We start from the raw sequence: 14,049 nt of genomic DNA on the forward strand, positions 1-14,049 counted from the left end.
CACAATGGAGGGGTGACTCAGCCCGTGACTCTCGGCGGAAGGCCGACGATGCCACCGCCGGGTGCGCCCGCCGAAGAACTGCTCATCGCTCGGTTCCGCGCACACGCCCGGAGGCTGTTCTGGTCCGCGCTGGTGCTGGTCGCGGTGTTCGGGGCCACGACCTTCTTCTATGACAATCTCCCGGCGCCGTTCGAGAACTGGATGCTGCTGAGCGCGGCCGCAGCAATCGTCCTCCTGCTGGTGGTCGTGCCCTGGGTCGTCTGGTACTCGCGTTCGGTGACGCTCACCACGCGGCGGGTCATCGTGAACCACGGCATCGGTGCGCGCAACAGGCAGGAGATGTCGCACGCTCGCGGCTATACGATCGGCGTCCGTCGCGGCGTGATCCAGCGGATGTGGGGAGTCGGCACTATCACCCTGTCCAACGGGGTCGACGCGCCGCTGCGCCTCGCCAACGTCCCGAACGTGACGCTCGTGCACGAGACGCTGGCGGATCAGATCGAGGTCAGTCAGATCCTGGCGCACCGCGATGCGCAGGCGGGCAACGACGGGACCGTGGGGTTCTGAGCAGAGCCTCGCTTCGACGTGGTCGGCGCGACGAGTGAACGGCGTGCGCGCCGATGCGCGAGAATGGTCAGGACGAAATGGAGGCGGCCCATGGCGCTGCGCGTTGGTGTGATCGGTGGAGGCCAGCTGGCTCGGATGATGATCGCTTCGGCGGTCGAGCTCGGACTCGACCTGAGGGTGCTCGCTGAAGACGAGGGGATGGCGGCGCAGCTCGCCGCGACCGCGGTCGGCGACTACCACGACCTGGAGGTCGTCCGCGCGTTCGTCGCAGACGTCGACGTCGTCACCTTCGACCACGAGCATGTCCCTCAGCAGGTGCTGCGGGCTCTCGTCGCCGAGGGCGTCGCAGTGCACCCCGGGCCCGATGCTCTGCAGTTCGCCCAGGACAAGCTCCTCATGCGGGCGCGGCTCGAAGAACTCGGCGTTCCTCAGCCCGACTGGGCACCGGTTCGCGATGCGTCCGAGCTGCAGGCGTTCCTCGACGCGCACGACGGGCAGGGTGTCGTGAAGACGCCGCGCGGTGGCTACGACGGCAAGGGCGTGCGCGTCGTCCGAGCGGCGAGCGAGGCTCAGGACTGGCTCGACGGGCTCGCCGACGGCGAGGCTCTGCTGGTGGAGGAGCTGGTCGGATTCGTTCGCGAGCTCGCGCAGCAGGTCGCCCGCCGTCCCAGCGGCCAGATCGTCGCCTATCCGGTCGTCGAGACCGTGCAGCGCGAGGGCGTGTGCGCCGAGGTGATCGCGCCGGCGCCGCATGCGACCGACCGTCTCGCCCAGGTCGCCGAAGAGATCGGGCGGTCGATCGCCGAAGGACTCGGGGTCACGGGCATGCTCGCGGTCGAGCTCTTCGAGACCGACGACGAGCGGATCCTCGTGAACGAGCTGGCGATGCGCCCGCACAACAGCGGCCACTGGAGCCAGGACGGCGCCGTGACCGGACAGTTCGAGCAGCATCTGCGTGCGGTCGCCGATCTGCCCCTCGGCGACACCGCGCCTCACGCACCCTGGTCCGTGATGGTGAACATCCTCGGAGGGCCGCAGAGCGGCTCGCTCGGCGAACGTTTCGCGGGAGCGATGGAGGCGCATCCGTCGGCCAAGATCCACACCTACGGAAAGGCCCCGCGTCCTGGCCGCAAGGTCGGACACGTGAACGTGACAGGCGACGACCTCGACGATGCGGTGTACGTGGCCCGTGCGGCAGCGGCTCACTTCGACTGAGGGTGCGTCGAGGGGTGTGCCGTTCGGGGTTTCTCCCAGCACCAGACCGTAGCCTGAGTGGGTGACTGAGCCATTGCACTCCTCCACCGCGCCCCTCGTCGGCGTCGTCATGGGATCCGACTCCGACTGGCGCGTGATGAGCGATGCCTCTCAGTCGCTGACGGACTTCGGGATCCCGCACGAGGTGGAGGTCGTCTCGGCGCACCGCACCCCTGACAAGCTCATGCAGTACGCGAGGGAAGCGCGCGGTCGCGGCATCCGAGTGATCATCGCAGGCGCCGGTGGCGCCGCACATCTTCCTGGGATGCTCGCCTCGATGACGGCGCTGCCGGTCATCGGCGTCCCCGTGCCTCTCGCCTACCTCGACGGGATGGACTCGCTCCTGTCGATCGTGCAGATGCCCGCCGGCATCCCTGTCGCGACGGTGTCGATCGCGGGAGCGCGCAACGCGGGTATCCTCGCCGCACGTATTCTCGGCACCTCCGACGACGACCTCGCCGATCGCATCGAGGCGTACGCGCTGGATCTCGAAGCGCAGGTCGAGGAGAAGAACGATCGGCTGAAGGGGTCCCTGTGACCCTTGCGCCGCCGCGAGGGTCGGCGCGACCGCTGATCGAGACCCGCCCGCTGCGGCATCCGAACACCGCGGATCCGGGGATGATGACCAAGCGCGGCTGGTGGCTGGTGCTGTTGAACCTGCTCGTGCCCGGTTCTGCTCAGGTGCTGGCCGGCAATCGCCGGCTCGGGCGCATCGGTCTCGGAGCGACGCTGCTCGCGTGGTTCCTCGTGATCGTGGGTGCGGGTTTGGCGCTGTTCGCGCGGCCGGTGCTGCTGTGGCTCACCGTCGGTGGCGGCTGGTTCTCGGCGGTCGTCCTCACGCTCGTTCAGGTGCTGCTGATCGCCTACCTCGTGCTGTGGGCGGTGCTCACCTTCGACGTTCTGCGTCTCGTCAGACTGATCAGAGTCCCTGGTCCCTCGAAATTCGCGATCCCCCTCGTCGCCCTTCTTCTGCTCGGTCTCGTCGGAACGGGCACCGGATACGCCGCGTCCTATGTCGGCACCGCGCGGGGCACGATCAACACGATCTTCGGCCAGAGCGGGCCGAGTCTGCCGCCGAGCGAGGGGTACTACAACATCCTGCTGCTCGGAGCGGACAGCGGTGAGGGCCGCGACTCGATGAGGTTCGACAGCATCTCGGTGGTCTCGGTGAACGCGACCACCGGCGCCGTCACGATCACCGGCATCCCCCGGGAGCTTCCCAATGCTCCCTTCAGCGAGGGAAGCCCGATGCAGGCGCTGTACCCGAACGGCTTCGAGGGTCACAGCTCGAGCTCGTGCGGATGGAACGGCTGGATGAACCACGTGCGCAATGCCGCGGAGATCTGCCGCGACGACAACGGCACCTCCCTGTATCCGGATGCTGCGGCACACGGTTCTGATGCGGGCATCGAGGCCACCAAGGATGCGGCCGAAGGTGTTCTCGGCATCGAGATCCCGTACTACGTCTTCGTCGACATGCACGGTTTCGCGGCGCTCGTCGACGCGCTCGGCGGCGTGGACATCAACGTCACGGAACGGCTTCCCAAGGGTGGTCCGCCCGAGGGCACGGACCCCTACGACGTGGATGCGTGGGCGATCGGCTGGATCGAGGTCGGGCAGCAGCACATGGACGGCGACACCGCCCAGTGGTATGCGCGATCGCGCTATACGACGAGCGACTGGGACCGCATGAAGCGCCAGCGCGAGCTGCAGGAGGCGATTCTCGCGCAGTTCACGCCGCAGACCGTGCTCACGCGGTTCAACGAGGTGGCTTCCGCGGGAACAGCGCTGATCAGCACCGATCTGCCTCAGGACAAGCTGCCCGAGTTCTTCGACCTAATGACCAAGGCTCGTGAGCAGCCTGTCACGACGGTCGAGCTCACCCCCGATCAGGGTGTTGACGAACATGCTCCGGACTACGGCTTCATTCACGAGAAGATGCAGCAGACGCTGCATCCTCCGACGGAGACCCCGACCCCGACGCCGTGATCGGCCGCGCCGTGGTCGTCGACCCGCTGTCGGCGGTCGTTGGCCGCGATGCCGCGAGTGGCGTCGGCATGGTTCGATCACGTACGAACGCATGAGTGAGCCCACGGCCACCACCTGAGAGTGAAGGTGGTGGCCGTGGGCCTCCGGTGCATGACCGGATTCACCAGACGACGGTGATCGGAGGGGGAGGGATCACCGTCGTCCAGTCGACTCCCGCTGAGAGCGGGAATCTGATCTAGGCGCGCTTGCGGCGTGTGACGCCTGTCGCGACGAGCACTCCACCAGCAACGAGTGCGGCTGCCCCACCTCCGAGAACCCACGGCGACACGCTGCCGCCCGTGAGTGCGAGCTCGAGCCCGCCGCCGGTGAGCGGAAGCTCTGTGCCCGCGGAGGCGACCCCGGGGTCGTGGTCGCAGCTCACGGCGGAGTCATGGCCGTGCGAGACCGTGATGGTCGCCGTGTACGACCGCGAACCGCTGAAGGCCAGGGCGTAGGAGCCCTCTCCGTCGGACGGCGGGCGGAACGTGACCACGAGGCTGCCGTCGGCGGCCGCAGTGTTGCCCGAGACGGCCGAGTCGCCGGCGTTGAGGCCGGAGACGGACACACCGACGTTCTCGGACGGCAGGAAGTAGCCTGCGCCGAACGCGACAGTGGACACTTCGCAGATGTCGATGATCGGATCATCGACGCTCACGCGCGGCGTGCCCGCGTACGAGTCCGACTCGGTCGGAACGACCGGCGCGGCAGAGGCGACAGCAGGTGCCATGAGCACGAGTACGCCAGCGGTAAGGCTGATGGCAGCCAATTTCTTCAGCATGATTCTCCCCAGAAATACACGCGGAATCGCCCTCGAATACACCCCTGCATTCGACTGCGTGAGTTCTTCCTGTCCCCACGACAGAATTGCAGAACCCAGATATTCCCCAGTGGGACTGACACTACATCATGGAATCGGGAAAGTCACGAGGCGCATCGCAGTTGCTCGCGAGATGTCTCCGGAGTGTTCACCATGGGCGTGTGGTCGACCACCGTCAGTCGTTCTCCAGCCCCGGTTCCCTGGAATTCGACGGTGATCTTCGACGATTCCCCCGGGGCCAGGAGGACCTCCTGCTGAACCGCCGATCGGGAGCCGAGCAGAGCCGTCTGCACGCCCACCTCTTCTCCGTCGCGGTCGATGTGAGACGGAGTCGCACCTTCGGGGCCGTACACGGTCACGAGCGTCCGGGTCGACCCGGCAGGTACTCCGTAGAACCCGTCAGCGGTCACGTAGGGCGGCAGAGATGTCCCGGCGTCGGCAGGTGCATCGTTCTTCCAGGTCACAGTCACCTGCGTGGTCTGCTCGCCGTCACAGGTGCCGATCGAGGTTGTGATGGCGGCACCGGCATAGAAGTCCATCTTGCCGCCGGTGGTGTCGTTCAACAGGACGCCCACGTGGGTCTGAGTGTCGTCTTCCGGCAGCGCCCCACCGAGAGTGGACGCGGACAGGATCGCCTCCTCCTCCTCATGAGCGCTCCAGATACGGATGCGTCGCTCATCGGCTGACGCCGAGAGAGCGGCGACGAGATCCTTCGGATCCGCCTCGGTCAGCGCAGCGGAGAGAAGCGCTCCCGCCGCTTGCGAGAAGATCTCGTCCTGTGCGAGAGGATCGGGCACCGCGGCGTAGATCTCGGAGAGCAGCAGGTCGACCACGGTGTCTTCGGTGGCGGTGAACGGCCCGAACGCGAGCGGTCCTGTGGCTGCGACGAGGTTCTCGGTCATCACGGCGTCGACCGCGATGACACCGTCGACGGGCTGCCCGAAGCGGTCCTGCCATCGCTTCGCGATCGCGGGTCCCGCCTCGGTGAAGTCGGGGATGCTCGTCAGGTTCTGCATGTAGCGACCCGGACGATCCTCGAAGAGGGCGACGGTCGATTCGCTGAGCGGGATCGGAGTGTCGAGGGCGGGGAAGTCCGGGACGGAGGCCTGCTGCACGAGCGTGATTCGGCCGTCCTCAGCGTGAAGGAGCGCGATGGCACCGATGATGCCACCGGACGATCGCAGCTCGGCGTTGTTCTGCATGGCGAGCACGTAGTTCCGGGGTCCTTCGGCGCCGAGCATGCTCGGCAGCAGCGCGGATGCGCCGTGCAGCGCTCCGACCACCGTGGCGGCCTGCGTGACGGTCGATCTCATCTCGCGCACTGCATCGGCGAGCGGCGGCAGGGTCGCGTCGGCATCGATCCCTAGGGCCCGTGTCTCAGCCGACGTCAGCGTCGCGCTGGCCTCAGCGAGAGAGGGCTCGATCTGCGCGAAAGGCGTCAGATCGACTGCTCCGCCCGAGAGCCCCAGGCTCGCGAGGTCGAGTGAATCAGCGGCCTCCAGAACGGGGACGAGAGCATCCGAGGCGACGTCGTCGGCGATCTCGGCAACCTCGCTCACCGCCGAGAAGTTCGGACCGAGCCACGGCAGCAGTCCGAATCCGAGCCAGATCGGATCGGATGTCAGGTCGTGGGCCGACTCCGCATGGTGGGCGATGCGGGAGGACAGGGATGCTGCCTTCTCGAGGTCGCCCTGGCGGATCGCCTGCTTGAGCTTCGATGACGACGCCGCGACCTCCTGCAGGTTGTTCACGGCACCGATGCCGCGGATGGCGACCCAGCCGACCGCGAGCACGAGGAAGATCACGATCACGCCGATGGTCCACCGCAACCACCGACGACGTACAGGCAGGCGTCCGTCACTCACCCCTGCATTCAAGCACGAAGCGACATATCGGGGGTGCGGAGCTGTCCGATCCTCGTCGCTCGCGGTCACGCTCCCAGGTTCAGGGCGGTCGGGCGATTACTGTTGTCGCATGGGTGCTCGGCTGCGTGTGGTTCTGGATCAGCTGACGCATGTCGTGCACGCGGATCACGCATCAGCGGCATCCGACCTCACCGCGGCGCTGATCTCGACAGCCCCCTCCGGGTGCGATGTCGAGGCGATCGTCCCCTCCGGCGTCGAGGTGCCGATCCCCGGTCTTGCGGATGTGCGCAGACTGTCGCTCGCGCGCCGTGAGCTCGCGGCGTCGTGGCAGCTGGGGATCGTGCGGGGGGTCGGCGGAGGTCTCATCCATTCGCCGACGCTGATGGCCCCGTTGGTGCGGCACGATCGCCTGCACGACCACGATCAGACGACCGTGACGCTGTGGGATCTGCAGGCGTGGGAAGAGCCGGACTCTCTCTCGAAGACCGCCGTCGCCTGGCAGCGGGCGATGCTGAAGCGAGCCGTCAAGCACGCGGATGCCGTCGTCGTGCCCTCGCACGCCGTCGGCGCGCGCCTGGCGGAGATCGCGAAGCTGAGCGGACGGATCCGCGTCATCCCCGGTGCTGCCCCGTGCGGCCTCGTGGTCCCGTTCGACGCGACCGCACGACGAGCCTCCCTGTCTCTGCCCGCGGGCTATCTGGTGCTCACGGGCTCCGCCGATTCGCTCGAGCACGGTTTCCGGGCGGCGATCGCAGCGGGCAAGGAAGCCGTCGTGCTCGACGCGCCAGAAGGCTCCGAGCCGAGGTTGGCCGAGGTCGCAGCGGCCGCAGGACTGTCCGAATCGAAAGCGCACATCCGCGGATCGCTGTCGGTCGAAGATCGGGCAGCCGTCCTCGCAGGCGCGTCCGCTCTGGTGGCGACGAGCCCACGCGCCGAGTGGCCCTGGCGTGCTGTCGAGGCGATGACACTCGGCGTGCCCGTGGTCGCCGTCGAGAGCGGAGTACACCGCGACGTGATCGCCGACGGGGGAGTGATCGCCGAGCCGACGGACATCGCCGAGGCCGTGGCTGACGCGGTCGGTGACGGCTCGCGTCGCCTGAGCGTGCTCGGCGCCGACCGGTCGCGGTCTTTCTCGTGGCTCGGCGCGGCCGAACGCGTGTGGGGACTGCACGCGGACCTGTGATCCCCGAGAGCTCCGGCCTCGGGCGTCATGGTCTGCTCAGGAGCGCATGACCTCGACGGCCTCCGCGCTCGGGCCGTCGAAGCGCACCTTGCCCTTCTGAAGCAGGATGCCGCGATCGCACAGGTTCGAGACCATGTTGAGATCGTGGCTGACGACGACGAGAGTCTTGCCCTGGGCGTGCAGTTCGCGGACGCGGGCGAGGCATTTCTTCTGGAACGGCTCGTCGCCGACGGAGAGGATCTCGTCGATCAGCAGCACATCCATCTCGGTGTGGATCGCCACGGAGAAGGCGAGTCTGAGGAACATGCCGGATGAGTAGTGCTTCACCTCGGTGTCGATGAACTGCTCGATCTCGCTGAACGCGACGATCTCGTCGTACCGCGCCTCGGTCTCCTTCTTGGTCATGCCCAGGATCGCGGCATTGAGGAAGATGTTCTCTCGTCCGGACAGATCCGGGTGGAACCCCGCGCCGACCTCGATCAGGCCGGCGACGCGGCCGCGAGTGAGCACGGTGCCGGCATCCGGTTCGAGCACCCCGGAGATCAGCTTGAGCATCGTCGACTTTCCGGATCCGTTGAACCCGAGAAGAGCGACGGATTCGCCCTGCTGGATCTCGAACGAGACGCCGTCCAGGGCGTGGAAGTCCGTCGTCAGAGGCTTGCGGCGGATCGCCGCGAGAGCCGTCTCTTTGATCGAGTGCGTGTGCCGGAGCTTGAAGGTCTTGTGGACGTCGTCGATGATGATCCGCGGGAGAGGCTGCGTATCAGAGGTCTTGGGCAAAGCGGCCCTCCAGTCGGCGGAAGACGAGCTGGCCGATGACCAGCGCGATGAGTGACGTCACGAGTGCGATGAGCCCGTACATCCACACGTCGGGGATCGGGGAAGCGTCGGGTCCGAGCGGGAACCAGACTCCGTAGTGGAACAGCTCGACGGCGGCGGTGATCGGGTTCAGTCGATAGAGGACGAAGAGCCACTCGGGGACGACGCGTGCGACCTGGGTCCACTCGTACATCACCGGAGAGGCCCAGATCGCGATCATCACGATGATCTCGACGAAGCTCTGCGCATCGCGGAACGTCACGTTGATCGAACCGAAGAAGAGACCGAGCCCGCTGGCGAGAACGGCGATGATGACGAGCGCGAGAAGGATCGCACCGAGCGATGCGAACGTGGGCGCCCACCCGAAGAACAGCGAGATCCCGATCACGACGATGATCTGCGGCACCGTGTTCACGGCGGCGATCATCATGCTCGCGATCGGGAACATCTCGCGGGGCAGGTAGATCTTCTTGATCAGCGCCGCGTTGTCGACCAGCGAGCGGGTGCCGTTGGAGAACGCCTCGTTGAAGAAGGTCACCACCGTGATGCCCGAGAGCAGGTAGATCGGGAAGAAGTCGACCCGATCGTTCAGACCGAGGAAGACGCCGATCGCGACGAAGAACACGACGAACTGCACGAGGGGCTTCACATACGACCAGAGCCACCCGAAGATGGATCCCCGATAGCGGATCTGCACTTCCTTGCGCACGATGAGCGAGAGCAGATGCCTTTGCCGGAAGACCTCGAGGAGCCCTCGATTCGCGCCAGGAGTCGTCATTCTCTGGTCGTCGGCTGTGCGAGCCTGTTGCACCGCGATTCCACCTTCCGACGCGCCGACGGTCTCGGGCGCACCGAGAGCAATCATACGATCCCTGGCGCATCGTCCCTGGCAGATCGATGGGGAAGCCGCGAACGCACAGCACAGGCTCAACCCAGGGTCACAGGGACGGTCGCTGGTAGGATCGCGGAGGTCTCGTGCGTCCGTCGATCCGAAAGCAAACTGTATCCGTGACACCTCTTCAAGCTCTCGATCAGCCTGCACTCTTCCGATTCGAGGACCCGCAGACGGGTGCGAATCTGTCGGAGCGCGAACGTCGTCTTCTCGTCGGTGCGCTGAACTTCCACGCGCTGATGGCGCCTCAGCGGACGCTTCGGATCCATCTCTACGACGGCTCGGTGGAGACGACGCCTCGACTGACCGACGACAGCACGTTCGACGGACTCTCTCGGAACAACCGTCACCGGATCGAGAGCTTCGACATCGTCAGCTCGGTCTCCGTCGAAGAGCGCGAGCCCGAACGCACGGAGGCTGCCTCAGCCCGACTCGTGGCGTCGCCCACCAGGCATCTCCACGTGTCGTCCGACGGCGTTCTCGACTCCGATCCCTACCGCCCGCAGCGCCCTGGTCTCATCGGCGGGATCGCACGGAGTGTCAAGTCGCGCGCTCCGCTCCTCTATGACGATGCGCGCGATCTCTCGCTGCTCAGATTCCGACGCAAGCTCACGACCGCGATCGAGCCTCGCGACTATGAGGCGGAGTTCCGCCGTGGGGGTGCGCACGAGGACGAGGTGATCGTGCCGGCCGGCCCCGCCCCCGAAGGGGCGCAGAAGGCCGTGATCATCGGCCTCCACTGGTTCGAGCTCGGCGGCGCCGAGCTCTGGGCATTCGAGACCGTGCGTCTCGTGCGCGAGGCGGGTCTGCTCCCGATCGTGCTGACGAATCGGGACTCCCACCAGCCGTGGGTCACTCGTCCCGAGCTCGACGGGGCGCTGCTCATCCCCTTCTCAGAGCCCACCGTCCAGTCTCAGACGGCCGGCGTCGAACCGCTTCTCCGATCGCTGCTGCGCACCTTCGACGTGCGCGGTGTCGTCATCCATCACAATCAGTGGCTGTACGACCGGGTGGCGTGGATCGCGGCCTCGCGCCCCGGCATCCCGATCATCGACAGCACGCACATCGTCGAGTACACGGGCGGCGGCTATCCACTGAGCAGTGCGATCGCATCGAAGTCGATCACCACGCACCACGTGATCTCTCCGAGCCTCGCCCGCTGGATGACGGACGTGCAGCGGATCCCTGCCGATCGCGTGGTCATGGCACCGCTCGGCGGACTCACCGTGAAGCCGAAGGATGCCGTGTTCCGCCCGCGGGCCGCGGGGGAGCAGTTCACCGTCGCGTTCATCGGCCGGATGGCACGGCAGAAGGCGCCGGAGGTCTTCATCACGATGGCGCGAAGGCTGAAGCGGCAGGGGTACTCGCTGCGTTTCATCCTCCACGGTGGCGGGGAGTTGTCGAGCTGGGTCGATGACATCATCGAGGCCGAGGGGCTGGGGACCGACATCATCCGGCGCACCTCAGACACCCCCGTCTCTGAGACGCTCGACGAAGCCCACGTGCTCGTGGTCGCCTCCCACAACGAAGGCCTCACTCTCACGACGCTCGAGGCGATCGCTCACGGAGTGCCGGTGATCTCCACGGATGTCGGTGCCCAGAGAGACATCATTCCGGAGTCGGCTCTGGTTCCTCGTTATGCGCGCCTCGCCGCACGCAGGCTCGCCGACGCGGTTGCCCCGCTCGTCAACGACGAAGAGGCGAGAGAAGCGCTGTGGCGCAAGGAGCGCAAGGCTGAGAAGAAGCTGCTGTCTCAGCAGTCCGCGAGTTCATGGTTCAAGGAAGAGGTGGGCTCGTGGTGAGTGTCGCTGGAGTGGTCGTCACGTTCAATCGGCTCGAGAAGCTGAAGACCGTGATCGCATCGATCGAGGCGCAGACGCACCCGGTCGAGACGCTGTTCGTGATCGACAACGCCTCGACCGACGGCACGGCGGAGTACCTGGCCGCGCTCGAGACAGCGGTGCCCCTCGAAGTGGTGACCATGTCGACCAACTCCGGGGGAGCGGGCGGATTCTCGGAGGGGATGCTGCGCGGATACGCGTCCGGTGCGGATCACGTCTGGATCATGGACGACGACTGCTATCCGAAGCCGGAAGCCCTCGCGAGCCTCATCGCCGGTTTCGACGGGGCGGTCAAGGAGCTCGGCGGCGACGTGCCCTTCGCATGCTCGGTGGTCGAGTTCACCGACGGCAGCATCTGCGAGATGAACAACCCGGTGACCACGTGGGACTGGGGACGCCTGCTCGTCAAGGGGCAGAAGAACGTCATGGTGACCGCGTGCTCGTTCGTCTCGGTGCTCATCCCGCGGTGGGCCATCGCGGAGTATGGACTTCCCTATTCCGATTACTTCATCTGGTTCGACGACCGGGAGTACACGCTTCGCCTCACCGCGCGCTGCCCCGGTGTGCAGGTGCTCGACAGCGTCGTCGTCCATGACATGGGTGACAACCGAGGCGTGAACTTCGCGATGGTCGACCGCAAGAGCCTGTGGAAGTTCTCGTACGGCGTGCGCAACGAGGCTTCCTGGCAGCTGCACCACCGCGGGTTCCTCTACTTCGTGGAGTTCGGTGCGCGACTCTTCGTGAGCCTTCACCGCGGCCGCGTTCCGCTGGATCTGCGCGCGAAGCTGCTCGGCAAGTGGTTGAAGGGCATCACCTTCAACCCGAAGATCAAGTACCCAGAGGCGGAGGCGGCGTGAGCTGGATCTCTGCGCTTCTGCCATTGATCACGGCGGCCGCGCTGCTCGCAGCTCCGGGGTATCTCATCGCCCGGCTTCTCTCCCTGCGCGGCCTGTGGGCCTGGGCGTTCGCTGCGCCGGCGTCGGTCACCGTCATCGTCCTCGCCTCTCTGTGGACCCCGCTCGTCGGGATTCGATGGACGGTGCTCCCCGTCGCCGTGACGGCCGTCGTGGTGATGGTCATCGCTGGCATCCTCGGCAGGCTGCTGCGCAGCTCGGAGCCTGCGACTCCTTCTCCGCACACCCCCCGTGCGACGGTGTGGGCGCTGGTCGCAGCCGGTGTGCTCCTCTCGCTGCAGCTGATCCTGATCGTCGGCGATCCGAACAACATCTCGCAGACGTTCGACAACATCTTCCATCTGAATGCCGTGCGCTACATCATGGACACCGGCTCGGCCTCTCCTCTGACAGTCGGCGGAATGACAAGCCCCGAAGGAGGGCTGTGGTTCTATCCGGATGGGTGGCACGCCTTCGTCGCGCTGGTCGCCGAGACGACCGGCACTTCGATCATGATCGCGTCGAACGCCTCGATGATCGCGGTGGCAGCCCTCGTCTGGCCGGCGTCGGTGCTGCTGCTCACGCGAGTCATGGTCGGAGGCCACCCGCTCGTGACGCTGACCGCCGGGGTGGTCGCTGCCATCATCCCGGTGTTCCCGATCATGCTGATCGACTACGGCGTGCTCTATCCCTACTTCCTCGCGTTGAGCCTCCTTCCCGCTGTGCTGGCAGCGACGATCGAGCTGCTCGGTTTCGGATCTTCCGCGTCAGGACTCAGCAAGGGAACGCTCCTCATCGCGCTGCTGGGCGGGCTGCCCGGCGTCATCATCGCGCACCCCGGTGCTTTCGTCGCATGGATCGTCCTGGCGATCGTGACAGCGGGGTTCGCCTACGTGAAGTTCGTCCTCGGCTCTCCCGCACGCGGAGCGCTCATCCGCAACACTGTCTTCTTCGCGCTGGCGCTGGCTCTGGCGGCGGTCGCTTGGACGGTTTTGAAGCCCGCCGAAGAGGCTCGCGGATGGCCGGTGGATCAGACGATCGGACAGGCGATCGGGCAGGCGATCACACTGTCTCCGACCTACGGAAACGTGAGCTGGGTCGCTGTGGTTCTCCTCGTCATCGGCACGGCGGGTCTCATTCGAAGGCGCAGTCTGTCGTCGGCACTGCCGATCGCTCTGTATCTCGTGGTCGTCGTTCTCTACGTCGTGTCCAGTGCCATGGTGTGGCCGGAGCTGAGGGATCTGCTCACAGGGGCGTGGTACAACAACGCTCCCCGGCTTGCTGCGCTGCTGCCTATGCTCGTGGTGCCGATCGCGGCGTTCGGAGGCCTTATTCTGTTCCGCTGGATCCGCGGTCTGCTCGCCACCGAAGGAGCTCGCCGCAGAGTAGTAGCCGGGGGCATCGTCGGGGTCGGGGTCGTGCTCCTCGGCGGACAGCTCTATGCGAACCAGCAGGCGGTCAGATTCGTGGCAGCCGTCTATGCGTACGGCGACGAGTCCCGGCTGATCTCGTTCGATGAGCTCGAGCTGCTGGAACGACTGTCTGAGGAGACTCCTGAGGATGCCGTGATCGCAGGCAGCGCGTGGACGGGTGCCGGACTCGCCTACGCTTACGCCGACCGCCACGTCACGATGCCGCATACCCTCACCAGTCTCTCGGAGGATCAACAGCTCATCCTCGACGACCTGGCCGATGCGGAGCCCGGCTCGGCAGTGTGCGATGCGGTCGAACGAACCGGCACTAGCTACGTGTTGGACTTCGGTACCCAGGAGATCCACGGGGCGCGCCATGACTTCGCCGGTCTTCGACGTCTGGCCGCATCTGATGCGGTCACGCTCGTCGACGCCGAGGGGCGAGCGAAGCTCTACGAAGTGACAGGATGTTGACACG

Annotated in this window: 12 protein-coding genes; 8 read left to right on the forward strand and 4 right to left on the reverse strand. The window is 66.3% G+C overall.

All coding sequences use genetic code 11. The features are described 5' to 3' along the window. Positions 1-12 precede the first annotated feature (12 nt). The 4 genes from ASF87_RS12305 (at position 13) to ASF87_RS12320 (ending at position 3,810) form a co-directional block, all read left to right on the forward strand. Positions 13-567, forward strand: a complete 555-nt coding sequence (locus ASF87_RS12305) for a PH domain-containing protein (RefSeq protein ID WP_056376203.1) — start codon at positions 13-15, stop codon at positions 565-567. Between the two features lie 63 nt (positions 568-630). Next, a complete protein-coding gene (locus tag ASF87_RS12310) occupies positions 631-1,782 on the forward strand; it encodes a 5-(carboxyamino)imidazole ribonucleotide synthase (RefSeq protein WP_082508858.1) in 1,152 nt (383 codons plus the stop codon). A 109-nt stretch (positions 1,783-1,891) separates the two neighbouring features. Further along, positions 1,892-2,359 (forward strand): 5-(carboxyamino)imidazole ribonucleotide mutase, encoded by a 468-nt coding sequence (gene purE, locus ASF87_RS12315; protein ID WP_056376500.1) that lies wholly within the window; start codon positions 1,892-1,894, stop codon positions 2,357-2,359. Further along, positions 2,356-3,810 carry an LCP family protein gene (locus tag ASF87_RS12320; protein WP_056376205.1) on the forward strand — a complete coding sequence of 485 codons (1,455 nt, stop codon included), beginning with the start codon at positions 2,356-2,358 and terminating at the stop codon, positions 3,808-3,810. Before purE ends, ASF87_RS12320 begins: the two co-directional genes overlap by 4 nt. 235 nt (positions 3,811-4,045) lie before the next feature. Here ASF87_RS12320 and ASF87_RS12325 read toward each other — a convergent pair whose 3' ends face one another. Both ASF87_RS12325 and ASF87_RS12330 read right to left on the reverse strand, forming a co-directional pair. After that, positions 4,046-4,627 carry a hypothetical protein gene (locus ASF87_RS12325; RefSeq protein ID WP_056376206.1) on the reverse strand — a complete coding sequence of 194 codons (582 nt, stop codon included), beginning with the start codon at positions 4,625-4,627 and terminating at the stop codon, positions 4,046-4,048. A 143-nt stretch (positions 4,628-4,770) separates the two neighbouring features. Beyond that, positions 4,771-6,531 carry a DUF4012 domain-containing protein gene (locus ASF87_RS12330; protein ID WP_056376207.1) on the reverse strand — a complete coding sequence of 587 codons (1,761 nt, stop codon included), beginning with the start codon at positions 6,529-6,531 and terminating at the stop codon, positions 4,771-4,773. A 109-nt stretch (positions 6,532-6,640) separates the two neighbouring features. Between ASF87_RS12330 and ASF87_RS12335 the strand changes: the two genes are divergently transcribed. Then, the gene (locus tag ASF87_RS12335; RefSeq protein ID WP_056376208.1) at positions 6,641-7,714 is read left to right on the forward strand and encodes a glycosyltransferase; all 1,074 of its coding nucleotides are present in this window, start codon (positions 6,641-6,643) and stop codon (positions 7,712-7,714) included. Positions 7,715-7,750: 36 nt separating this feature from the next. Here the strand turns inward: ASF87_RS12335 and ASF87_RS12340 are convergent, their stop codons facing one another. Together ASF87_RS12340 and ASF87_RS12345 are read right to left on the reverse strand one after the other, a co-directional pair. Further along, positions 7,751-8,494 (reverse strand): ABC transporter ATP-binding protein, encoded by a 744-nt coding sequence (locus ASF87_RS12340; RefSeq protein WP_056376209.1) that lies wholly within the window; start codon positions 8,492-8,494, stop codon positions 7,751-7,753. After that, positions 8,478-9,311 (reverse strand): ABC transporter permease, encoded by an 834-nt coding sequence (locus ASF87_RS12345; protein WP_056376501.1) that lies wholly within the window; start codon positions 9,309-9,311, stop codon positions 8,478-8,480. The genes ASF87_RS12340 and ASF87_RS12345 overlap by 17 nt, the downstream gene beginning before the upstream one ends. 230 nt (positions 9,312-9,541) lie before the next feature. On the opposite strand from ASF87_RS12345, the gene ASF87_RS12350 reads away from it, so the two are divergent. The 3 genes from ASF87_RS12350 to ASF87_RS12360 are packed head-to-tail and all read left to right on the forward strand — an operon-like array spanning position 9,542 to position 14,045. Next, on the forward strand, positions 9,542-11,227 hold the full coding sequence (locus ASF87_RS12350; RefSeq protein WP_056376210.1) for a glycosyltransferase: 1,686 nt from the start codon (positions 9,542-9,544) through the stop codon (positions 11,225-11,227). After that, positions 11,224-12,123 (forward strand): glycosyltransferase family 2 protein, encoded by a 900-nt coding sequence (locus tag ASF87_RS12355; protein WP_235558941.1) that lies wholly within the window; start codon positions 11,224-11,226, stop codon positions 12,121-12,123. Before ASF87_RS12350 ends, ASF87_RS12355 begins: the two co-directional genes overlap by 4 nt. Beyond that, positions 12,120-14,045, forward strand: coding sequence for a DUF6541 family protein (locus ASF87_RS12360; RefSeq protein WP_056376212.1), 1,926 nt, complete (start codon positions 12,120-12,122; stop codon positions 14,043-14,045). The genes ASF87_RS12355 and ASF87_RS12360 overlap by 4 nt, the downstream gene beginning before the upstream one ends. Positions 14,046-14,049: the final 4 nt, after the last annotated feature.

It is taken from the genome of Microbacterium sp. Leaf161 (genome assembly GCF_001423645.1).
Taxonomy (GTDB): domain Bacteria; phylum Actinomycetota; class Actinomycetes; order Actinomycetales; family Microbacteriaceae; genus Microbacterium; species Microbacterium forte.